The organism is Pseudomonas mercuritolerans, from assembly GCF_025706525.1.
GTDB lineage: Bacteria > Pseudomonadota > Gammaproteobacteria > Pseudomonadales > Pseudomonadaceae > Aquipseudomonas > Aquipseudomonas mercuritolerans.
The window spans coordinates 267542-288706 of sequence record NZ_JAMSHA010000004.1; the positions used below are offsets into that span (position 1 = coordinate 267542).

Annotated in this window: 20 protein-coding genes; 11 read left to right on the forward strand and 9 right to left on the reverse strand. The window is 61.9% G+C overall.

Annotated elements, in window-relative coordinates:
• Nucleotides 1–160: 160 nt before the first annotated feature.
• The 5 genes from fabB to ND528_RS13330 all read right to left on the reverse strand — a co-directional run bounded on the left by fabB (nt 161) and on the right by ND528_RS13330 (nt 7114).
• Complete coding sequence (gene fabB / locus ND528_RS13310; RefSeq protein WP_016773647.1) at nt 161–1381, reverse strand: beta-ketoacyl-ACP synthase I; 1221 nt, start codon at nt 1379–1381, stop codon at nt 161–163.
• An 11-nt stretch (nt 1382–1392) separates the two neighbouring features.
• On the reverse strand, nt 1393–1908 hold the full coding sequence (fabA, locus tag ND528_RS13315; RefSeq protein ID WP_024013962.1) for a 3-hydroxyacyl-[acyl-carrier-protein] dehydratase FabA: 516 nt from the start codon (nt 1906–1908) through the stop codon (nt 1393–1395).
• Nucleotides 1909–2155: 247 nt separating this feature from the next.
• Complete coding sequence (locus ND528_RS13320) at nt 2156–4060, reverse strand: ATP-binding protein (RefSeq protein ID WP_016773649.1); 1905 nt, start codon at nt 4058–4060, stop codon at nt 2156–2158.
• Nucleotides 4057–4989: an ABC transporter substrate-binding protein gene (locus tag ND528_RS13325; protein ID WP_137213915.1), complete on the reverse strand. Its 933-nt coding sequence runs from the start codon at nt 4987–4989 to the stop codon at nt 4057–4059. Before ND528_RS13325 ends, ND528_RS13320 begins: the two co-directional genes overlap by 4 nt.
• 1 nt (nt 4990) lies before the next feature.
• Complete coding sequence (locus ND528_RS13330) at nt 4991–7114, reverse strand: TonB-dependent receptor plug domain-containing protein (RefSeq protein ID WP_263470496.1); 2124 nt, start codon at nt 7112–7114, stop codon at nt 4991–4993.
• A gap of 197 nt (nt 7115–7311) precedes the next feature.
• On the opposite strand from ND528_RS13330, the gene ND528_RS13335 reads away from it, so the two are divergent.
• The 9 genes from ND528_RS13335 (at nt 7312) to ND528_RS13375 (ending at nt 15494) form a co-directional block, all read left to right on the forward strand.
• A complete protein-coding gene (locus tag ND528_RS13335; RefSeq protein WP_263470497.1) occupies nt 7312–8337 on the forward strand; it encodes an NAD(P)H-dependent glycerol-3-phosphate dehydrogenase in 1026 nt (341 codons plus the stop codon).
• A 23-nt stretch (nt 8338–8360) separates the two neighbouring features.
• Nucleotides 8361–8708 (forward strand): DUF4389 domain-containing protein, encoded by a 348-nt coding sequence (locus ND528_RS13340; RefSeq protein ID WP_016773653.1) that lies wholly within the window; start codon nt 8361–8363, stop codon nt 8706–8708.
• Nucleotides 8705–9157 carry a phosphohistidine phosphatase SixA gene (gene sixA, locus ND528_RS13345; protein WP_263470498.1) on the forward strand — a complete coding sequence of 151 codons (453 nt, stop codon included), beginning with the start codon at nt 8705–8707 and terminating at the stop codon, nt 9155–9157. Before ND528_RS13340 ends, sixA begins: the two co-directional genes overlap by 4 nt.
• 203 nt (nt 9158–9360) lie before the next feature.
• Nucleotides 9361–11016 carry an AMP-binding protein gene (locus ND528_RS13350; protein WP_263470499.1) on the forward strand — a complete coding sequence of 552 codons (1656 nt, stop codon included), beginning with the start codon at nt 9361–9363 and terminating at the stop codon, nt 11014–11016.
• Between the two features lie 31 nt (nt 11017–11047).
• Entirely contained in the window at nt 11048–11491 is a 444-nt protein-coding gene (locus ND528_RS13355) for a hotdog fold thioesterase (RefSeq protein ID WP_016773655.1), read from the forward strand.
• Nucleotides 11492–11804: 313 nt separating this feature from the next.
• Nucleotides 11805–12611: an alpha/beta fold hydrolase gene (locus ND528_RS13360; RefSeq protein ID WP_263470500.1), complete on the forward strand. Its 807-nt coding sequence runs from the start codon at nt 11805–11807 to the stop codon at nt 12609–12611.
• Nucleotides 12608–13462, forward strand: a complete 855-nt coding sequence (locus tag ND528_RS13365; RefSeq protein WP_263470501.1) for an alpha/beta hydrolase — start codon at nt 12608–12610, stop codon at nt 13460–13462. The genes ND528_RS13360 and ND528_RS13365 overlap by 4 nt, the downstream gene beginning before the upstream one ends.
• 115 nt (nt 13463–13577) lie before the next feature.
• Nucleotides 13578–14384 (forward strand): DUF4892 domain-containing protein, encoded by an 807-nt coding sequence (locus tag ND528_RS13370; RefSeq protein ID WP_263470502.1) that lies wholly within the window; start codon nt 13578–13580, stop codon nt 14382–14384.
• A 69-nt stretch (nt 14385–14453) separates the two neighbouring features.
• A complete protein-coding gene (locus tag ND528_RS13375) occupies nt 14454–15494 on the forward strand; it encodes an AI-2E family transporter (RefSeq protein WP_016773659.1) in 1041 nt (346 codons plus the stop codon).
• A 730-nt stretch (nt 15495–16224) separates the two neighbouring features.
• Here ND528_RS13375 and ND528_RS13380 read toward each other — a convergent pair.
• Both ND528_RS13380 and ND528_RS13385 read right to left on the reverse strand, forming a co-directional pair.
• Nucleotides 16225–17274, reverse strand: coding sequence for a sensor histidine kinase (locus ND528_RS13380; protein ID WP_212616910.1), 1050 nt, complete (start codon nt 17272–17274; stop codon nt 16225–16227).
• Entirely contained in the window at nt 17274–18023 is a 750-nt protein-coding gene (locus ND528_RS13385; protein ID WP_263470604.1) for a response regulator, read from the reverse strand. Before ND528_RS13385 ends, ND528_RS13380 begins: the two co-directional genes overlap by 1 nt.
• A gap of 262 nt (nt 18024–18285) precedes the next feature.
• On the opposite strand from ND528_RS13385, the gene pyrF reads away from it, so the two are divergent.
• Entirely contained in the window at nt 18286–18984 is a 699-nt protein-coding gene (gene pyrF / locus ND528_RS13390) for an orotidine-5'-phosphate decarboxylase (RefSeq protein WP_263470503.1), read from the forward strand.
• A 126-nt stretch (nt 18985–19110) separates the two neighbouring features.
• Here the strand turns inward: pyrF and ND528_RS13395 are convergent, their stop codons facing one another.
• Nucleotides 19111–20115, reverse strand: coding sequence for an NADP-dependent oxidoreductase (locus tag ND528_RS13395; protein WP_137213906.1), 1005 nt, complete (start codon nt 20113–20115; stop codon nt 19111–19113).
• The gene (locus ND528_RS13400; RefSeq protein ID WP_161984071.1) at nt 20112–20249 is read right to left on the reverse strand and encodes a hypothetical protein; all 138 of its coding nucleotides are present in this window, start codon (nt 20247–20249) and stop codon (nt 20112–20114) included. Before ND528_RS13400 ends, ND528_RS13395 begins: the two co-directional genes overlap by 4 nt.
• A 101-nt stretch (nt 20250–20350) precedes the next feature.
• On the opposite strand from ND528_RS13400, the gene ND528_RS13405 reads away from it, so the two are divergent.
• Complete coding sequence (locus tag ND528_RS13405; RefSeq protein WP_137213905.1) at nt 20351–21112, forward strand: SDR family oxidoreductase; 762 nt, start codon at nt 20351–20353, stop codon at nt 21110–21112.
• Nucleotides 21113–21165 lie beyond the last annotated feature (53 nt).

The following is a 21165-nucleotide window of genomic DNA, read 5'->3' on the forward strand; positions in this document are numbered from 1 at the left end:
GCGATCTTTTGATCTTGCCCTTTAAAGTCAAAGTCAAAAGATCGCAGCCTACGGCAGCTCCTACACAGGGGATTTGTGTTGAGTCATGAGGTTTTCTGCAGGCCAAAAAAAACGCCCCGAACCAGTCGGGGCGTTTTTTGTGTGGCTCAGCAGCGGGGAATTACTTGCCTTCCCAGCGCTTCAGTACCAGCGTGGCGTTGGTGCCGCCAAAGCCGAAGCTGTTGCTCATCACGGTGTTGATAGTGGCGTTCTCGCGGGTCTTGGTCAGCACCGGCAGATCGGCCACTTCCGGGTCGAGCTCGTCGATGTTGGCGGAGCCGGCGATGAAGTTGCCTTCCATCATCAGCATGCAATAGATCGCTTCGTGCACGCCGGCGGCGCCCAGGGAGTGACCGGACAGGCTCTTGGTCGAGCTGATCGCTGGAGCCTTGTCGCCGAACACTTCACGCACACCTTTCATTTCCGCGACGTCGCCGACCGGAGTCGAAGTGCCGTGGGTGTTCAGGTAGTCGATCGGGGTGTCGACGGTGGACAGCGCCTGCTGCATGCAGCGGATCGCGCCTTCGCCGCTCGGGGCAACCATGTCGTAGCCATCGGACGTTGCGCCGTAGCCAACGATCTCGGCGTAGATCTTCGCGCCACGGGCCAGAGCGTGTTCCAGCTCTTCGACGACAACCATGCCGCCGCCGCCAGCGATGACGAAACCGTCGCGGTCCTTGTCGTAGGCGCGGGAAGCTTGTTCCGGGGTGTCGTTGCGCTTGCTGGACAGGGCGCCCATCGCGTCGAACAGGAACGACTGGCTCCAGTGCTCTTCTTCACCGCCACCGGCGAAGACGATGTCCTGCTTGCCCATCTGGATCTGTTCCATGGCGGTACCGATGCAGTGAGCACTGGTGGCGCAGGCAGAAGCGATGGAGTAGTTCAGGCCCTTGATCTTGAACGGCGTGGCCAGGCAAGCGGAAACGGTGCTGCTCATGGTCCGCGTGACGCGGTACGGGCCAACGCGCTTCACGCCTTTCTCACGGAGGATGTCGAGCGCTTCCATCTGGTTCAGCGTGGAAGCACCACCGGAACCAGCGATCAGGCCGGTACGCGGATTGGACACTTGCTCTTCGGTCAGGCCGGAGTCAGTGATGGCATCTTTCATGGCCAGGTAGGCGTAAGCCGCTGCATGGCCGACGAAGCGATAGATCTTGCGATCGATCAGCTCTTCAAGGTTGAGGTCGATGGAGCCGGAAACCTGGCTACGCAGACCCATTTCAGCATATTCCGGGTTGAACCGGATGCCAGGGCGGCTTGCACGCAGGTTAGCGGAGACGGTCTCTTTGTCATTGCCCAGGCACGAAACGATGCCCAGACCAGTGATAACGACGCGGCGCATGCGAATAACCCTTAGAAGTTGTCAGTGGAGGTGAACACGCCGACGCGCAGGCCTTCGGCGGTGTAGATTTCGCGTCCGTCGACACTGACCGAACCATCGGCGATGGCCATGTTCAGCTTGCCCTTGAGGACGCGTTTGATATGAATGTTATAGGTGACTTTCTTCGCGGTCGGCAGCACCTGACCGAAGAATTTCACTTCGCCCGAACCCAGCGCACGGCCGCGGCCCGGCAGGCCTTGCCAGCCCAGGAAGAAACCGACCAGTTGCCACATGGCATCCAGACCCAGGCAGCCCGGCATTACCGGATCGCCTTCGAAATGGCAGGCGAAGAACCACAGGTCAGGGTTGATATCCAGCTCGGCGACCAATTCACCTTTGCCGTACTTGCCGCCTTCTTCGCTGATATGGGTGATGCGATCCACCATCAGCATGTTCGGGGCGGGCAGTTGCGCGTTACCTGGGCCGAACAGCTCACCGCGACTGCAGCGCAGCAGGTCTTCCCGAGTAAAGGCGTTTTGTTTGGTCATGCGAGCTCCTCAATAATCCCATGCGGCAGGTGGGGCAGATCTTCCCGACCGTTCAAGGCGTTCATGCCTCGAACCGGCAGCCTACTCATAGACTATTGCGTTGTGGTGAAAGTCACAGCACCAAGGACATGAATGTACACTTGTGCACTGAAATTTTTAATCAAGCCCCTTTTGGGGCTCGTTCGGGTGCCTAAGACTGCCGCACTTTCGCTTTTCACGCCAGTCGCAGATGGTCGAAAGGCCCACACTACGACACCCAGCGCTGCAAAATCTGCTGCAGGTCATTGCGTTTGAACGGCTTGGCCAGGTAATCGTTCATCCCCGCTGCCAGACACGTTTCGCGATCGCCCTGCAAGGCGTTGGCGGTCAGCGCGATGATCGGCACATCGCGGCGTCCGGGCAGGTCGCGGATCTGTCGCGTGGCCTCGTAGCCGTCGATGATCGGCAGCCGGCAATCCATCAGAATCACTTCGAACTCGCCACCCTCGGCACTGCGCACCGCTTGTGCGCCATCGGTCGCCACGCTGACCGCGAAGCCCAGGCTGCGCAGCATTGCCTCGATCACGGTCTGGTTGACCGGATTGTCTTCGACCAGCAACACATGGCGTCCCTCGCCCTGACCACTGCCGTTCAGGGTGCGCGGCGCGGCCAGCGCTGGCATTGCCTGCTTATATAGCGCCAATGGAATTTCCAGAGTGAATACCGAACCGCGTCCTTCCTCACTCTGCGCGCGCAAGGTGCCGCCCATACGTTCGGCCAAAGTCCGCGCGATCGGCAGACCAAGGCCGGTGCCACCGTAACGACGGGAGATCGAACTGTCGGCCTGCTGGAAGGCGTTGAACATCAGCTCCAGACTCTCAGAAGAAATACCGATGCCGCTGTCACGCACCGAGCAGGTGAACCACAGCAGTTCGTGATCCAGCGACTGCCATTGCGCCTCGATGCTGACCCGGCCCTGCTCGGTGAACTTCAAGGCATTGCCGACCAGATTGACCAGAATCTGCCGGATCCGCGTCGGATCGCCCTGCACCTGCAAGCCGCGCATGTCGTCGGGGATGCGCAGATTCAGCGCCAGGCCGCGCTGCACCGCGCTGTGCTGGAACGACTGCGCGCAGGCGCCGATCAGCTCGGCGAGATTGAACGGGATATGCTCAAGCTCCAGCTCCGAACGTTCGATTCGCGAGAAGTCGAGAATGTCGTTGATGACCTTGAGCAAATGCTCGGTGGACTCCGAAGCGAGCGCGGCGTATTCGACCTGCTCCTCGGTCATCTCGGTGGTTTCGAGCAATTGCAACATGCCCAGCACACCGTTCATGGGCGTGCGCAGCTCATGGCTCATCATCGCCAGGAAATCCGATTTGGCGTTGTTGGCCTTTTCCGCCTCTTCGCGGGTCTGGATCAGTTGCGCCATCGCCTGCTGCTGTTCGCGACTGGCCTGCTCCAGCGCCTGAGCAAGGTTGTTGATGTGCTGCGACAGCGCACCCAGTTCAGTGTCATCGACAATCGGCAGCGGGGTTTTGTAGTCGCCTTCCTGAATCGCCTTGACCGCATCGCCGATATCGCGGATCGGTTGCGAAAGACTGCCGGCCAAACGACGGGCGACGACAAAAGTGAAGAGCAGGGCGAACAGCGCGAGAATCCCGGCCTTGAACAGGATCTCCTGCTGGCGCTGACTGAAAGCATCGTTGGACAGCCCGACGATCACTCGCCCCAGATAATCCTCGCCGGCGGCGCTGTTGCTGACCTTGCCGTCCTGGAAAAAATCATTGTGCAAGGCGATCCGCTGCAAACGCACCGGCGCCTGGAACACTTCGACCTGATGCGGGCGGCTGTGGCTATCAGCCGGTTGTTCGACATACACCAGAATCCGGTTGGCGCTGTCCTGCACTTCGAGAAAACGCACGTTGGGCGTGGCCAGGGTTGCCTTGAGCAGGCTTTCCAGCACTTCGTTGTTGCCGGAGATAACCCCGTATTCCGTGGCCGGGGCCAGTTGATTGGCGATCAACTGGCCGGTGTGGTTCAGCTCCTGACGCAAATCCTGGATACGCACGAAGGTGAAGAAGCTGATCAACAGCAACGTCAGCAGCAGCGCCGGCCCGAGGCTGATCAGCTGCGTGCGGGTGTTGATGTCCCAACGGCGACGAAAACTCATGGGCGGCGCTCTCCTTCGGCCAAGGCACTGGCGACAGATGCTTCATTCAGCGGTTCGATGCCTAGGGAACGAGCCACCTGCGCATTACTTGAGACTTTGAAACGAGCGGGGTAAAGCGTTCGCGGCCAGGCGCTGGTGGGCTGATCGAGCAAATGGTCGAGAATCGCCAGCCAGTCGCTCTGGTCGCTGTAGGTACTGGCAAGGCTGCCAGCGCGAACGAATGCAATGTTGGGGCCGATCAGCGCAACCTGCCGCGAGTAGCTGCTGAGCAAGAGGTTTTTTGCCGTCTGCGAGTTGTACAGGTCGGGGTCATCGAGGCCGAGCAAGACGTCGCTGCTTTTCAGCACCGCTTGCAGCGGACGGCTGTCGTGAATGTTGTCCCAGCGCTGGCTGACAATCTGCAGATTCAATGGCCGCGCAGCCACGCGCAATTCGTCGAGGAGGAACTCGCCGTGCTCATCGAACAGCACGCCGACGCGCCGGGCTTGCGGCAGGATTCGCCGGATCAGTTGCAGTTGCCGGCTCAGCGGCGGGTCGCTCCAGAGCAGGCTCAGGCGCGCCGGTTGGGCATCGGCGAAACGCTGGCGCGCCTGCAAGCGGCTGATGCGCAACACCAGCGTCGACGGGCCTTGTGAGTCTTGCAGACGCCAGTCGAGGCTGGGCAGATCGAGCAGGATCAAGCGCAGACTGGCCGGCAGTTTGCCCGGAGCCGGCAAACTGGCCAGCGGCTGGAACCGCACATTGTCGGTCGGGCGCAGTTCACTCAGCGCTTGCACGAAGGCCTGCACGCCGGGGCTTTCCTCGGCGCCGGTCAACAGAATATCCGCCGCTTGCACCGCGACGCCGTGCAGCCACGCGGTCATGAACAGGCAGAGCCCGGCCAGCCAGTGGCCCAGGGTGGGCGTCTTCCGTGACGGGCCGGTGCGCATCCTAGAACTCCAGCTCGGCACTGAAATACATCACCCGGCGTTCATCGTAATTATTGTCGACGAAGGTGTTCGGCTGATGGTCGAGGCGCTGTTGCAGCACGCCGGCCAATTGCAGCTGAGCTTTGCCAATGGCGATGCGTTTGGCGATGCGCGTGTCGACGCGTTCGAAGCGATAGCCGTTGAGCGCGTTGTCACCGTAATAGAAGAGGGCGCTGTTCCAGCCCTGGCCCCAATTGCGCAGCCAACCGGCGGAACCGCTGTTGCGCGAGGTCAACTGCTGGTCCAGCGGATTGCTCGCCTCGGCATCGACGAAGGCATAAGTGAAGCGCAAACGGTCGGCGTTGCTGAGGCGCCAGTCGAGTTGCGTTTCGCTGCCGCGAAAGCGCGAGCTGTTGGCGTTGCTGGCGATGTACTGGTTGTTGCGCAGCGGTTCACTGATCATCCCGGTGATTTCGTCGTAGAACAGCTTCACGTCCACGGCCAGACCGAGTTCGGCGAAATAACCGTTGTAGCCCAATTCGCGAGAACGCATGTGCTCCTGATCGAGATCGCCGGGGCCACGGGTCTTGACGAAATAACGCGCCGACGATTGGCCGTAAGCCGAGGGTCGCAGGTTGCTGACCTGATAGCTCCAGTTGACGTTGTTCTCGAACATGTCCGGCGAACGGATCGCCTCCGAGTACACCGCGCGCAGGCCATGACGCGGGTTGATCAGGTAGTTGACCGCGAAGCGCGGGGTCAGCGAGCTGCCGATCAGTTGCGTGTCTTCGAACATCGCGCCGCCCTGCACCAGCCAGTGCTCGGTGGCGCGCCATTCCAGTTGGCCGAAAGCGCGCCAGGTGGTGTCGTCGAGGGTGCCGTTGAAATAGGTCTCGGAATCGGCACGGTCGTAGCGGTAGTTGAGGCCGCTGACCAGGCGCAGGCTGTCGGACAGGCTGAGGGTGTCCTGCAGTTCGAGGTCGTAGCGCGATTCGCGGGCGCTCTGGTCGATATCGCCGCACAAGGTCTGGCTGGCGCCGTTGCGCCATTGTTCGAGCACTTGATTGGCCAGCGCCATTTCCTGCGGCGTGCCGGGTGCCGCGCCGGGGCCGGTGAACTGGTTGATGTTGCGCGCCAGCCGTTCGGTGTAATTCGGGTTGAGCTGCCACAGCTGCGTCAGTTCAGGGCTGAACGACACCTCGGCATCGCAGGCGCGCCAGACTTGCTGGCGATCCCAGTGCTGCGCCGAACCTTGCACATAAAGGCTATGTTCGGGATTGATATCGAGGTTCCAGCGTACCGAACCGGCGTAATCCTTGGCCACCACGTCGGAATTGTTCCCGGCGTCGGTAATCCCCGAGAACACCGGGCGGTAGGTATAAGGTCGCTGATTGCTGCCGTCCTTGGCGTTGAGCTGCCAGTCGAGGCTTTGCCCTTCATTGAGGTCGTGGCTGACCGCCAGGCTCAGACGATTCAAGCGTCGACTGTCGCGATAATCGGCGCCGTTGCGGTCGCTGTCGAAACCGTCGTCTTCCTGGCCGGACAGCGACAGGCGCAGATCGCCGCCATCCCAACCGGTGCCCTGGCTGGCATAAAAGTCGTTGATGCCACGCTGGCCGCGAGTGATCTTCAAACGCGTGCCGTGGCTGTCGGCCGGGTGGCGAGTGATGATGTTGATCACCGCCATCAACGCGTTGGCGCCGTAGCTGACGGTGTTCGGGCCACGAAACACCTCGATCCGCTCGATGTCTTCCATCGCTACCGGGATATCACTCCAGTCCACCGTCGCCAGGCCTGCGCGATACACCGAGCGGCCATCGATCAACACCTGCATGCGCCGTGCTTCGCTGGCGTTGGTGCCGTGGTAATTCACCGCCGGCTGATTGCCGTTGATGCTGCCAACCATCATCCCCGGCACCAGTCGCAATAGCTCGCTGATGTCGCGGGCACCGCTGGCGCTGATCAATTCGCTGTCGAGAACGGTCATGCTCCCGGGCACTTCCGCTGGCGTCTGTTTCAGCCGCGTGGCTGTGAGTACCTGCGGCAGCGTCTGGCTGTCGACGAACAGGTCGTCCGCCAGCACCAGCGGGCTGAACAGCAGCGCCAGTAGCAGCGGCGAGCGCGGGGGAGGAGGGCCAGAAAACACGACACAGCCTGCAGAGAGAGGAATTGGCGCGCATGTTAACCGAGGGCGGCGACTTTTCCAGTGACGTTGCAGGCATTTTCCTAGGTTTTATTGGTCTTCTTCCTACAAATGTCGGTAATTGTTGCTGGGGCTGGCCGCGACCGGGTCGCGCCGTATAATGCCCGGCATCGCCACTGGTATGGATTAACGGATTGCATATGACTGAACAGCGCCCGATTGCGGTCCTGGGAGGCGGAAGTTTTGGTACCGCCGTGGCCAATCTGCTGGCCGAGAACGGCCATCAAGTCCTTCAGTGGATGCGTGACCCCAAGCAGGCCGAGGCCATCCGGGTCAATCGTGAAAACCCGCGTTACCTCAAAGGCATCAAGATTCTGCCGAGCGTGACCGCCGTCACCGACCTGCAAGCCACCCTCGAGGCCTGTGATCTGTGCTTCGTCGCGCTGCCGTCCAGCGCCTTGCGCACAGTGCTCGCCGCCCACGCCGAACGCTTGAGCGGCAAGATGCTGGTCAGCCTGACCAAAGGCATCGAAGCGCAGACCTTCAAACTGATGAGCCAGATCCTCGAAGAGATCGCCCCGCAGGCGCGTATCGGTGTGTTGTCCGGGCCGAACCTGGCGCGGGAAATCGCCGAGCACGCGCTGACCGCCACGGTGGTCGCCAGTGAAGACGAAGAACTGTGCAAAGCGGTGCAAGCCGCTCTGCACGGGCGCACCTTCCGCGTCTACGCCAGCGCCGACCGTTTCGGTGTCGAGCTGGGCGGCGCGTTGAAAAACGTTTACGCGATCATCGCCGGCATGGCGGTGGCATTGGAAATGGGCGAGAACACCAAGAGCATGCTGATCACTCGCGCCTTGGCCGAGATGACCCGCTTTGCGGTGAATCAAGGCGCCAACCCGATGACCTTCCTTGGTCTGGCCGGGGTCGGCGATCTGATCGTCACCTGTTCGTCACCCAAGAGCCGCAACTACCAGGTCGGCTTCGCCCTCGGTCAGGGCTTGAGCCTCGACGAAGCGGTGTCGCGTCTTGGCGAGGTCGCCGAAGGGGTCAACACCCTCAAAGTGCTCAAGGCCAAGTCCCAGGAAGTCGGCGTGTACATGCCGCTGGTCGCCGGGCTGCACGCGATCCTGTTCGAGGGACGCACGCTGGAGCAGGTGATCGGTCTACTGATGCGTGCCGAGCCGAAAACCGACGTCGACTTTATTTCCACCAGCGGTTTCAACTGATTCACACGGACAGGAAGCAAGCCATGAACGATCCGAAAAGCGAAACCCAGTACGAATCCATTCTCCTGCGGGTGTTGTGGATGATCGTTTATCTGCTGGTCTGGCAAGTCGCGCAGTTCATCCTCGGCGCGGTGGTATTGGTGCAACTGATCTACCGCCTGATCTACGGCGCACCGAGCGCCAGCCTGATGAATTTTGGCGACAGCCTCAGCCAGTTCCTCGCGCAGATCGGCCGCTTCGGCACGTTCCACAGTGACCAGAAGCCTTGGCCGTTCGCCGACTGGCCGGCGCCGCGCACCCCGGAAGGAGAAGCGCCGCACACCGTCGCCCCGGCCGCGCACCCGGTGCGCGATGAGGAGCCCAAACTATGAAACTGTGGGTATTGCGTCACGGTGAGGCGGTGCCTCACGGTTCGAAAATCGATTCCGAGCGCGAGCTGACCGAGCATGGTCGTAAAGAAGTCCTGAGCAGCGCGGCGCATCTGATGGGCCAGCCGCTGACGGCGATTTACGCCAGCCCTTATCTGCGCGCGCAGCAGACCGCGCAGATCGTGCGCGAGGCGCTGGGGTTCGAGCCGGAGATCCGTACGGTCGAGTGGCTGACGCCGGAGAGCGATCCGGACAAGGTCGCCGAGCAATTGGTCGCGGTGAGCAACGTGCTGCTGGTCAGCCACAACCCGTTGGTGGGCAATCTGCTCAGCTATCTGCAGCACGGCGCCGGACATCCGCCGGAGCGGGTGAGTACGGCGGGGCTGGCCGAGCTTGAGCACAGTGAACTGCTGATTGGCTCGATGAAGCTCAATAGCCTCAAGCACCCTTAACGCCATATCCCTGTGGGAGCGAGCCTGCTCGCGAAGGCGGCGTGTCATTCACCCTTTTTGGGGCTGACATACTGCATTCGCGAGCAGGCTCGCTCCCACATTGATTTCTGCCAACCCATGAAATTATTTGTTTGAAAATTCCAACCAAGCACTTGCTTGGTTGACTACGCTTGCTCCAGACCAAAAAAACAGGAGCGAGTCGCATGTCTGCCGCCTTCCGTTTGCCGCTGGACGTGTTCTACGAACGGGAAGCCCGGCACCCGCGCCAGCGCTTTCTGGTGCAGCCGATCGGTGGCGGGCAGGTCGAGACGCTGACGTGGGCCGATGTCGGCCATCAGGCCCGCTGTGCGGCGCACTGGTTGCGCGCGCGGGAGTTACCGCCCGGCAGCCACATCGCGCTGATCTCGAAAAACTGCGCGCACTGGATCATCGCCGACCTGGCGATCTGGATGGCCGGGCATGTGTCCGTGCCGCTGTACCCCAATCTCACCGCCGAATCCGTGGCGCAGGTGCTGACTCATTCGGAAAGTGCGCTGGCGTTCATCGGCAAACTGGATGACTGGGCAGGCATGTCGCAGGGCGTGCCGGCGGGCCTGCCGACCATCAGCCTGCCGCTGAATCCGCCAGGCGAGTTCGATTACAGCTGGGCGGACCTGCAGAGCTGTTCGCCAATCCAGGACGATCCACGCCCCGCCGCCGAACAACTGGCGACGATCATCTACACCTCCGGCACCACCGGCCTGCCCAAAGGCGTGATGCACAGTTTCGCCAATCTCGGTTTCGCCACCAGTCGTGGCACGCAGCTGTTCGGGCTCAATGAGAATGATCGGCTGCTGTCGTATCTACCGCTGTGCCACGTCGCCGAGCGCATGTTTGTCGAACTGGCGTCGATCTACACCGGGCAGACGGTGTTCTTCGCTGAAAGCCTCGACACCTTCATCACTGATCTGCAGCGCGCGCGGCCGACCGCTATGTTCGGCGTGCCGCGTATCTGGACCAAATTCCAGATGGGCGTGTACAGCAAGATCCCGGCGCAGCGCCTGGATTTTCTCCTCGGGCTGCCCTTCATCGGCAAGCGCGTCGGGCACAAAGTGCTGGCCGGGCTCGGCCTGGATGCCTTGCGCGTGGCATTGTCCGGCGCTGCGCCGGTACCGCAGACCTTGCTCGCCTGGTATCAGAAACTCGGCCTCGAGGTGCTGGAGGTGTACGGCATGACCGAGGGCTGCGGCTATTCGCATATCTGCCTGCCGGGGCGATACAAACAGGGCTGGATCGGCCAGCCGTGCCCGGAAGTCGAGGTGCGCATCGATGAGTCCGGCGAAGTGCAGGTGCGCAGCCAGGCCAACATGCTCGGCTATTTCAAGGAACCGCAGAAAACCGCTGAGACCCTCACCGCAGACGGCTTTCTGCGCACCGGCGACAAGGGTGAACAGGACAGCGAAGGGCGCCTGCGCCTGACCGGGCGACTCAAGGAAATCTTCAAGACCAGCAAGGGCAAATACGTCGCGCCGGCGCCGATCGAAAACCGTCTGGCCGTGCATTCACGCATCGAACAGGTGTGCGTGGTCGGCGATGGCCTGAGTGCACCGCTGGGGTTGTGCGTTCTGTCGACGGTCAATCAGCAAGAGCCTCGTGCCAGTCTGCACGCGAGCCTGGAAAAGCTGCTGGAGGAGGTCAACGCCGCCCTCGACAAGCACGAACGCCTGCGCCGGCTGGTGGTGGTCAAGGACAACTGGGCGGTGGATAACGGCTTCCTCACCCCGACTCTGAAAATCAAACGCAACGTCATCGAAGACCGCTACGGCGCACGCTTCGAAGAATGGAGCGCGCGCAGCGAGGCGGTGCTGTGGCAGGATTGAGCATCGATTACAACAACAAAGGAAGTCTGCGATGAGCTTGTGGCGTACTACTCCCGACATCGAACAGTTGAACGCAATCCAGAAGAACACCATTGGCGAAGTGCTGGATATTCGCTTCGAAGCCTTCGACGAACAGTCGCTGACCGCGAGCATGGTCATCGACCATCGCACCCATCAGCCTTACGGTCTGCTGCATGGCGGCGCCTCGGTGGTGCTGGCGGAAACCGTGGGTTCGATGGCCAGTTATCTGTGCATCGATGCCAGCAAGTTCTACTGCGTGGGCCTGGAGATCAACGCCAACCATTTGCGCGGGTTGCGCAGTGGGCGGGTGACGGCGGTTGCCACGCCGATCCATATCGGCCGCACCACGCATGTCTGGGACATCCGTTTGACCAGCGATGAAGGCAAGGCCAGTTGCGTGTCGCGCCTGACCATGGCGGTGGTGCCGCTGGGGGAACAGCCGCCGCTGCGTTGACATTTATCGGGTTCCGTCAGGACGAGCCCTCACCCCAGCCCTCTCCCAGAGGGAGAGGGGGCCTACCGTGTGGTTTTCGCGATCCTCGTCGACCTGATAGTTCGAGTCGAGCTCAGGTCCCGGACACTCCCCCGATCTGCTCCCTTTCCCCCTCGCCCCCTTGGGGGAGAGGGCTGGGGTGAGGGGGCAGCGGTCTCGCTGATACACATCACCCTGACCGGACTGTCATCATTCCTGGCACTTACAGTCATTGCTGCGACGCCGGCTCTTGCGGACAATCAACGCCACGATTCCCGCTCATGGATTTGCCCGCATGTCGCAACCGATCTTTTTCGCCCACGCCAACGGCTTCCCTTCGGGGACCTATGGCAAGTTGTTCGCGGCGCTGGCGCCGGAGTATCGGGTCGTGCATCTGGAGCAGCACGCCCATGACCCACGTTTTCCGGCGGACGACAACTGGTACAACCTGGTCGATGAACTGATCCATCACCTGGAGCAGCAGGAACAGCCGGTATGGGGCGTCGGCCACTCCTTTGGCGGTCTGCTGCACTTGCACGCGGCGTTGCGCTGTCCCGAGCTGTATCGCGGCGTGGTCATGCTCGACTCACCGGTGCTGACCCGCACCGATCAGTGGGTGATTCGCGCGGCCAAGCGCTTTGGTTTCATCGACCGGCTGACCCCGGCCGGGCGCACCCTCGGGCGCCGTGAAGAATTCGCCGATCTCGACAGTGCACGCAGTTACTTTTCCGGCAAGACCCTGTTTCGCGGCTTCGATCCGGAATGCTTCGATGCCTACCTGCAACACGGTTTGCATCAGGTCGACGACAAGCTGCGTCTGCGTTTCGACCCAGCCACGGAAATCAGCATTTATCGCGGCGTGCCGCACACCAGTCCGGGGCGCACCCGCCAGTTGCAGGTGCCACTGGCCATGGTGCGCGGGCACAAGAGCCGCGTGGTCATGCGCCATCACACACGTTTCGTCTCGCGCCTGCCCCAAGGGGAGGCGCTGAGCATGCCTGGCGGGCACATGTTCCCGCTTGAGCGCCCGCAAGATACGGCGCGCCTGCTCAAGAGCCTGTTCACCCGCTGGGAGCAGCGCCAGAACAAGGATTGCGCATGAGCCCGACCTGCGAAGAAGTGCGCCTGAATCTGCCGCACATCGAGTTGGCCGCGCACTTGTTCGGTCCCGAGGACGGCGTGCCGGTGATCGCGTTGCACGGCTGGCTCGACAACGCCAACAGCTTTGCCCGACTGGCGCCCAAGCTCCACGGTTTGCGTATCGTCGCGCTGGACATGGCCGGCCACGGTCATTCCGCGCATCGCCCGAACGGCGCCGGTTATGCCCTGTGGGACTACGCCCATGATGTGCTGCAAGTCGCCGAGCAATTGGGCTGGAAGCGTTTCGGCCTGCTCGGGCATTCAATGGGCGCGATTGTCTCGATGGTGCTGGCCGGTTCGCTGCCCGAGCGCATCAGCCATCTGGCCCTGATCGATGGAGTGATTCCTCCGACAGACAAAGGCGAAAACGCCGCAGAGCGCATGGGCATGGCCCTACAGGCGCAACTTGATCTGCGGGAAAAGCGCAAACCGGTCTATACCACCCTTGAGCGTGCCATCGAAGCGCGAATGAAAGGCCTGGTGGCAGTCAGTCGCGAGGCCGCCGAACTGTTGGCCCAGCGCGGTTTGATGCCGGTGCCCGGCGGTTACACCTGGCGCACCGACAATCGCCTGACCCTGCCATCGCCGCTGCGCCTGACGGAAGAACAGGCAATGGCGTTTGCCTCGCGCGTCGGTTGCCCGGCCCATCTGGTGGTCGCGGCGGATGGCATGCTGGCCAGGCATCCGGAGTTGCTGAAGCGTCTACCCTTCAGCCACGAACAGTTGCCGGGCGGGCATCATCTGCACCTGAATGACGAGGCTGGCGCAGGTCTTGTAGCAGACTGTTTCAATCGCTTCTTCGCCATGCCTTGACTTGCTACCGGCAACTGCCGAGGCTGGGCGGGTTGAAACAGGAGACAAACTCGATGGATTTCTATACCGCTGCGACCCCGACCCGCCCAGCCATGACCGTCCGGTGAGCCTGACTATGCGGCCACTCAGTCTATTCGCGCTGTGCTGCTTCAGCTCCTTGTCCTTCGCTGCCGATGTGCCGGGCAGCCAGGATCTGCAAATCGTGCCGCGTCTGGCCGATGCTCAGATTGTCGACTATCGCCCGGCCGCCGAGCTGGAGCGCATCTACCCGCTGGGTTCGATCCGCAAGATCAGCGGCCAGTTGCGTTATGACGGCCAGGTCACCGCCCGCGGCCAGACCACCTCGGTGACCTACGAGTTGCCGCCGGAACATTCCGCCACCGAAGCCTTCACCGCCGCCCGCGAAGCCCTGCAACAGCAGGATGCCGAGTTGCTGTTCTGGTGCCAGGCCCGTGACTGCGGCGAAAGCAGCCTGTGGGCCAACGAGGTGTTCGGCAACGCCAAGCTGTATGGCGCTGACGAGCAGCAGGCTTATCTGTTGCTCAGGCTGGCGGCGCCAAAGGACAACACGCTGGTGGCGCTCTACAGCATCACTCGAGGCAATCGTAAAGCCTATCTGCATGTCGAGCAGTTCGAGGCGACTGCGCCGTTGGGCGAACTGCTGCCGACCTCGGCGACCCTGCTGCGCCAGCTGAAAAGCACCGGCGAGCTGGATTTGCCGAAACTGGTCGATGAGCCGGATGCTACCTGGCTGCGCCTGATTTCCCGTGGCCTGAATCTCGACACGACCTTGCGGGTCACGGTTTCCGGGCCCAAGGCCGAAGCCTGGCGCCAGGCGTTGATGACTCAGGGTGTGCGGGCGGCCCGGATGGAAACCGGCAATCTCGAAGGCTCTGGCCTGCGCATCGACCTGTTGCGATAAGCTGTGCCGGGGGAGCACGCACGCAGTGTTCGCCTACTCTTTCGCTGACTGACTTTGCCGGGACTTTCCATGCTCAATAACGATCGCCTGCTGGTGCAGATTCTGCTGCTGGTGTTGTTTGGTGCCAGCCTGTGGGTGATGGCGCCGTTCTGGTCGGCGCTGTTCTGGGGCGCGGTGCTGGCGTTCGCCAGTTGGCCGCTGATGCGTTTGCTGACCCGTGCGCTCAATGGCCGCGAATCGCTGGCCGCGTTGATCCTGACACTGGGCTGGATGTTGCTGGTGGCGGCGCCGCTGGTGTGGCTGGGCTTCAATCTTGCCGATCATGTGCGCGATGCCACGGCATTCATCAAGGATGTGCAGGTCGACGGTTTGCCGGAAGCGCCCACCTGGCTTGGCAGCGTGCCATTGGTTGGTGAGCGGCTGGTGGCGATGTGGGACAGCATCGATCAGCAGGGCGCGGCGTTGATGGTCTCGATCAAGCCGTATCTGGGCCAGGTCGGTAACTGGCTGCTGGCGCGCAGTGCGCAGATCGGCGGCGGGATTCTCGAGCTGACGCTGAGCCTGGTGTTCGTGTTCTTTTTCTACCGTGACGGGCCACGACTGGCGGCGTTTGTGCACAGTCTGTTGCAGCGCTTGATTGGCGATCGTGCCGGTTATTACATCGAATTGGTGGCGGGCACGGTGCAGCGCGTGGTTAACGGTGTGATTGGTACGGCGGCGGCGCAGGCGGTGCTGGCGTTGATCGGCTTTTTCATTGCCGGGGTCCCTGGGGCGCTGGTGCTGGGGATTGTCACGTTTATGCTGAGTCTGATTCCGATGGGGCCACCGCTGGTGTGGGTGCCGGCAACGGCTTGGCTGGTGTGGAAGGGTGAGTACGGGATGGCGATCTTTCTCGGGATCTGGGGGACGTTCATCATCAGTGGCGTGGACAATGTGCTCAAGCCGTATCTGATCAGCCGTGGCGGGAATCTGCCGTTGGTGATTGTGTTGCTCGGGGTGTTTGGCGGGTTGATTGCGTTTGGCTTTATCGGGTTGTTTATCGGGCCTACTTTGTTGGCGGTGGCTTATAGTCTTTTGACGGATTGGAGTAAGAGTCAGGCTCGGGTCTAGGGGGGGCTTGGCGGCCTTTGGGCCGACCATGCTTGGGTTTGTCTGGTGTGAATATCCGAATGTTTCGCTGCGGCGGCTGGCGGTTTCGCCTGACGGCGACTTACTTTTTTACAAGCGCCAAAAAAAGTAAGCAAAAAACGCTAGCTCCTGCGTTCGGCCCTCGCAGGCTCGGGTTCCTTCGCTGCGGGATCGATCCGGGCGCAGCGGCTACGGTTTGCTTCGCTGCACCTCCTTCCGCTGTGTCTGGCTGCGCCAGACGGTCGCTGCGCTCCCATGCCCGGATCAATCCCTCCGCTCAGCCTTCCGACGTCGCCGGTGGATCAAGATCAAAAGCACTCGAGCTTGCGCTCATTGTTGAGTGGGGCGGCTTCGCCGCTGGCAGCTGCGCTGCTTTGCTTTTGCTTTTGATTTTGTGGGAGCGAGCCTGCTCGCGAAGGCGGCCTGACAGCCGACCCATTTCTTGCTGGACGCGCTCGATCAAACTGTAGGAGTGAGCCTGCTAGCGATAGCGCCCTCAAAGCCAACCCATCTCTCTCTGAAACCACTAGATCCCTGTGGGAGCTGGCTTGCCAGCGATAGCGCCTCCACATCCAACCAATATCTGCCGAATACACTCAGTTTCATTGTGGGAGCGAGCCTGCTCGCGAAGAGGCTGGTGCATTCAACAGATGCATTGAATCATCAGACGCTTTCGCGAGCAGCCTCGCTCTCACTTCAAGTCGGCTGAGCCTCAGCCCCGTGGCAAGCGGACAATGGCAGTCAGCCCGCCACCCGGCGTTTCTTCCAGATTCAACCGCCCACCCAGCCGCTGCGCGGCCTCGCGGGCGATGGTCATGCCCAGTCCTACGCCGCCGGAGTTGCGGTTACGCGAGCCTTCCAGTCGGTAGAACGGTTCAAACACGGCTTCACGCTGGTCCTCAGCAATCCCCGGTCCGTGATCAATCACCCGAATCAGCAATTCCTCACGCTGTTGCAGCAGTTCAATCCGCGCCTGTCCGGCGTAACGCAGGGCGTTGTCCAGCAGGTTGTTGATGCACGAGCGCAGCGCCATCGGTTGTACTGGCAAAGGCGCGCAGTGGCCGCTGACCTGTACATCGGCGCCCTGGTCCTGGGCGTTTTCGCACAGCGATTCGACCAGCGCCTGCACGTCCAGCAACTGCAAGGCTTCGCTGGTGCGTTGTTCGTGCAGATAGGTGAGGGTGGCGTCGAGCATGCCGATCATGTCGTCCAGATCCTGGCGCATCTGGCTTTGCAGCTTGTCGTCGCTGATGTTTTCCAGGCGCAGTTTCAGCCGTGACAGTGGCGTGCGCAGGTCGTGGGAGACGGCGCCGAGCATGCGCGCGCGTTGCTGGACCTGTTCGCGGATGCGCCGTTGCATGAGGTTGAAGGTGTGCGCCGCTTGCCGGGCTTCGCGCGGGCCGGATTCGTCGAGGGGGTCGCTGTCGAGGTCTTCGCTCAGGCGCTCGGCGGCGTCGCTCAGGCGCTGGATCGGCCGGCTGAGCAGCTTGGCGCCGTACCATGCGGCAATCATCAGGGTGATGAACTGAAAGGTCAGCGGCACCACCGGGCCGCCGAACCATGGGCGTGTTTGCCTCGGTGGGTAAGCGGCGTTGTGCAGCGGCGGTTGGTCGTCGATGTTCGTTGAGAACTCGGGCGGCGGTGGGGGTGGAGGGGGGCCGTAGAGCCTGAACCAGGCGAAAGCCAGCAGGTGCGCCAGTACAATCGCCAGAAACAGCACTCCAAACAAGCGACCGAACAGAGTGTCGAAGCGCGCCTTCATCAACCGATGTCCCGCGCGTCGAACAGGTAACCCTCGCCGCGCACTGTCTTGATCAACTGCGGGGCTTTCGGGTCGTCACCGAGTTTCTGTCGCAGGCGCGAGACCAGCAGGTCGATGCTGCGGTCGAAAGCCTCGATCGAGCGACCGCGAGCGGCGTCGAGCAGTTGTTCGCGGCTGAGCACGCGGCGCGGGCGTTCGATGAAGACCCAGAGCAGGCGGAATTCGGCGTTGGACAAGGGCACTACCAGGCCATTGTCGGCGACCACCTGGCGCAGGACGCTGTTCAGGCGCCAGTTGTCGAAGCGAATGTTCGCGCGCTGTTCGCTGCGGTCGTCGCGCACGCGGCGCAGGATGGTCTGGATACGGGCGACCAGTTCGCGTGGTTCGAACGGTTTGGCCATGTAATCGTCGGCGCCCAGTTCCAGGCCGATGATGCGGTCGGTGGGTTCGCAGCGGGCGGTGAGCATCAGGATCGGGATGTCCGATTCGGCGCGCAGCCAGCGGCACAGCGATAGGCCGTCTTCGCCGGGGAGCATCAGGTCGAGGACGATGACGTCGAAATGTTCACCCTGCAGCGCCTGGCGCATTGCCGCGCCGTCGGTGACGCCGCTGGCGTGGATGTTGAAGCGGGCGAGGTAATCGATCATCAGCTCGCGGATCGGCACGTCATCATCGACGATCAGCGCGCGGATGCTCCAGCGCTTGTCGTCTTTGCTTTCATCCGTCAGGGTTGTCGGGGTGTTGTGCATGGGGCTGTTCACTGCCAGGGGTGGTTTCAGCATAGGCGTCCGGCCGGGAGGCGGGAAGTGCTGTTGTAAGGACGTGTTGCGCCGGGCGAGGCTAACCCGCATGCGTGTTGCCGGCGTGTCGGCTGTGTATCGGAGTCGACACAATGGCCGCGGCGGCTAAGCTGATCACGTTCGGCGCGACGATTTACCGATCATCGGGTGCCGCGCCGCCGCCGGTTCCGCTACAATGCGCGCCGTTTTCGACCAGCCTGAGAGCCCATCCATGTCCGCCTGCCAGACTCCTATCATCGTCGCCCTGGATTTCCCCACCCGTGACGCCGCACTGAAGCTGGCCGACCAGTTGGACCCGAAGCTGTGCCGGGTCAAAGTGGGCAAGGAACTGTTCACCAGTTGCGCGGCGGAAATCGTCGGCACCCTGCGTGACAAGGGTTTCGAAGTGTTCCTGGACCTGAAATTCCACGACATTCCCAACACCACCGCAATGGCCGTGAAAGCCGCTGCCGAGATGGGCGTGTGGATGGTCAACGTGCACTGCTCCGGCGGTCTGCGCATGATGGCTGCCTGCCGTGAAGAGCTGGACAAGCGCAGCGGCCCGCAGCCGTTGCTGATCGGCGTGACCGTGCTGACCAGCATGGAGCGCGAGGATCTGGCCGGTATCGGTCTGGATATCGAGCCGCAGGAACAAGTGCTGCGTCTGGCGGCACTGGCCGAGAAGGCCGGGATGGACGGTCTGGTGTGTTCGGCGCTGGAGGCATTGGCGCTGAAAACCGCGCACCCGTCGCTGCAACTGGTGACCCCGGGGATTCGCCCGGCGGGCAGCGCGCAAGACGATCAACGGCGCATTCTGACCCCGCGTCAGGCACTGGATGCCGGTTCCGATTACCTGGTAATCGGCCGTCCGATCAGCCAGGCGGCAGATCCGGCGCAAGCGTTGGCCGCAGTCGTAGCCGAAATTTCCTAAAGCTTATTGAAGATCCAACTGTGGGAGCGAGCCTGCTCGCGAAGAGGGAGTGTCAGTCGGCATCATTACTGACTGATCCACCGCTTTCGCGAGCAGGCTCGCTCCCACATTGGTTTCAGGCTGGCCTTAAACCTTCAACACCAACTTGCCAAAGTTCTCGCCGTTGAACAGTTTCATCAGCGTCTCCGGGAACGTCTCAAGTCCTTCAACCACATCTTCCTTGCTCTTGAGCTGCCCGTTGGCCATCCAGCCGGCCATCTCCTGCGCGGCGCTGGCAAATTGCGCGGCGTAGTCCATCACCACAAAACCTTCCATGCGCGCGCGATTGACCAGCAGTGACAGGTAATTGGCCGGGCCTTTGACCGCTTCTTTATTGTTGTACTGGCTGATGGCGCCGCAGATCACCACCCGCGCTTTCATGTTCAAGCGGCTCAGCACCGCGTCGAGAATGTCGCCACCGACGTTATCGAAGTACACGTCCACGCCTTTCGGACATTCGCGCTTCAGTCCGGCCACGACGTCTTCGGCCTTGTAATCGATGGCGCCGTCGAAGCCCAATTCGTCGATGAGGAATTTGCACTTGTCGGCCCCGCCGGCAATGCCGACGACGCGGCAGCCTTTGATCTTGGCAATCTGCCCGGCCACGCTGCCCACCGCACCGGCCGCGCCGGACAGCACCACGGTTTCACCGGCCTTCGGTGCGCCCACGTCGAGCAGGGCGAAGTAGGCGGTCATGCCGGTCATGCCCAGCGCAGACAGATAGCGTGGCAATGGCGCAAGTTTCGGGTCGACCTTGTAGAAGCCGCGCGGCTCGCCGAGGAAGTAATCCTGCACACCGAGCGCGCCGTTGACGTAATCGCCGACGGCGAAGCCGGGATTGTTCGAAGCGATGACTTTTCCCACGCCCAGTGCGCGCATGACTTCACCGATCCCGACCGGCGGGATGTAGGACTTGCCTTCGTTCATCCAGCCGCGCATGGCCGGGTCGAGGGACAAGTATTCGTTTTTCACCAGAATCTGTCCTGCCTGTGGCTCGCCGACCGGTACTTCCTGGTAAGTGAAGGTCTCGCGGGTTGCGGCGCCCACCGGGCGTTTGGCGAGCAGGAACTGGCGATTGGTCTGGTTGGTCATGACAGGCACTCGAACGGAATGAAGCCTTGTTGATAGCCCTTCGGCGGCGATGTCGCAAGGTTGGCCGATGCGGCGAATGCAGGTCGATCCAGTGCAGTGATGGTTACGGCGCGGGTTTTATCACTGCGGCGCATGCGCCGGTAAACAGCGATTGCATAGTGCTGACGCGCGTTCGCTGCGCTTGGCTATGCTGCGACGCCAACATCCCCCAGTTTTTGCGTTCGAGGACATACCCATGAGCATGACGTTTTCCGGTCAGGTGGTTGTAATCACGGGAGCCGCCCACGGCATCGGCCGCGCGACAGCCCTGGCGTTTGCCGCCGAGGGCCTGAAAGTGGTGGTGGCTGACCTGGACGCTGCCGGCGGTGAAGGCACTGTGGCGCTGATTCGTACCGCCGGTGGCGAAGCGTCCTTCGTGCGCTGCGACGTGACGCTGGAAAGCGATGTAAAAAATCTGATGGATGAGGTAATCAATACCTACGGTCGTCTCGACTATGCCTTCAACAACGCCGGGATCGAAATCGAGAAAGGCAAACTCGCCGACGGTTCGCTGGACGAATTCGACGCGATCATGGGCGTCAACGTCAAAGGCGTCTGGCTGTGCATGAAGTATCAGTTGCCGCTGCTGTTGGCGCAGGGCGGTGGCGCGATCGTCAACACGGCGTCGGTGGCCGGGCTGGGCGCAGCGCCGAAGATGAGCATCTACGCGGCGTCGAAACACGCAGTGATCGGCCTGACCAAGTCGGCGGCGATCGAATACGCGAAGAAGAAAATCCGTGTCAACGCAGTGTGCCCGGCAGTGATCGATACGGACATGTTCCGCCGCGCCTACGAAGCCGATCCGAAGAAGGGCGAATTCGCCAACGCCATGCACCCGGTCGGGCGCATCGGCAAGGTCGAGGAAATCGCCAGCGCGGTGCTGTATCTGTGCAGCGATGGCGCAGCGTTCACCACCGGGCACTCGCTGGCGGTGGATGGCGGCGTGACGGCGTTCTGAATGTTGTCGTTATACAAAGAGCCCGCCTGCGTGCGGGCTTTTTTGCGTCTCGC

Coding starts and splice junctions, on each gene's coding strand:
- fabA (WP_024013962.1), bottom strand. CDS start 1,908: ATGACCAAACAAAACGCCTTTACTCGGGAAGACCTGCTGCGCTGCAGT.
- ND528_RS13400 (WP_161984071.1), bottom strand. CDS start 20,249: ATGCGCCGCAGTGATAAAACCCGCGCCGTAACCATCACTGCACTGGAT.
- fabB (WP_016773647.1), bottom strand. CDS start 1,381: ATGCGCCGCGTCGTTATCACTGGTCTGGGCATCGTTTCGTGCCTGGGC.
- ND528_RS13320 (WP_016773649.1), bottom strand. CDS start 4,060: ATGAGTTTTCGTCGCCGTTGGGACATCAACACCCGCACGCAGCTGATC.
- ND528_RS13350 (WP_263470499.1), top strand. CDS start 9,361: ATGTCTGCCGCCTTCCGTTTGCCGCTGGACGTGTTCTACGAACGGGAA.
- pyrF (WP_263470503.1), top strand. CDS start 18,286: ATGTCCGCCTGCCAGACTCCTATCATCGTCGCCCTGGATTTCCCCACC.
- ND528_RS13380 (WP_212616910.1), bottom strand. CDS start 17,274: ATGAAGGCGCGCTTCGACACTCTGTTCGGTCGCTTGTTTGGAGTGCTG.
- ND528_RS13375 (WP_016773659.1), top strand. CDS start 14,454: ATGCTCAATAACGATCGCCTGCTGGTGCAGATTCTGCTGCTGGTGTTG.
- ND528_RS13405 (WP_137213905.1), top strand. CDS start 20,351: ATGAGCATGACGTTTTCCGGTCAGGTGGTTGTAATCACGGGAGCCGCC.
- ND528_RS13395 (WP_137213906.1), bottom strand. CDS start 20,115: ATGACCAACCAGACCAATCGCCAGTTCCTGCTCGCCAAACGCCCGGTG.
- ND528_RS13355 (WP_016773655.1), top strand. CDS start 11,048: ATGAGCTTGTGGCGTACTACTCCCGACATCGAACAGTTGAACGCAATC.
- ND528_RS13385 (WP_263470604.1), bottom strand. CDS start 18,023: ATGCACAACACCCCGACAACCCTGACGGATGAAAGCAAAGACGACAAG.
- ND528_RS13365 (WP_263470501.1), top strand. CDS start 12,608: ATGAGCCCGACCTGCGAAGAAGTGCGCCTGAATCTGCCGCACATCGAG.
- ND528_RS13360 (WP_263470500.1), top strand. CDS start 11,805: ATGTCGCAACCGATCTTTTTCGCCCACGCCAACGGCTTCCCTTCGGGG.
- ND528_RS13325 (WP_137213915.1), bottom strand. CDS start 4,989: ATGCGCACCGGCCCGTCACGGAAGACGCCCACCCTGGGCCACTGGCTG.
- sixA (WP_263470498.1), top strand. CDS start 8,705: ATGAAACTGTGGGTATTGCGTCACGGTGAGGCGGTGCCTCACGGTTCG.
- ND528_RS13370 (WP_263470502.1), top strand. CDS start 13,578: ATGCGGCCACTCAGTCTATTCGCGCTGTGCTGCTTCAGCTCCTTGTCC.
- ND528_RS13335 (WP_263470497.1), top strand. CDS start 7,312: ATGACTGAACAGCGCCCGATTGCGGTCCTGGGAGGCGGAAGTTTTGGT.
- ND528_RS13340 (WP_016773653.1), top strand. CDS start 8,361: ATGAACGATCCGAAAAGCGAAACCCAGTACGAATCCATTCTCCTGCGG.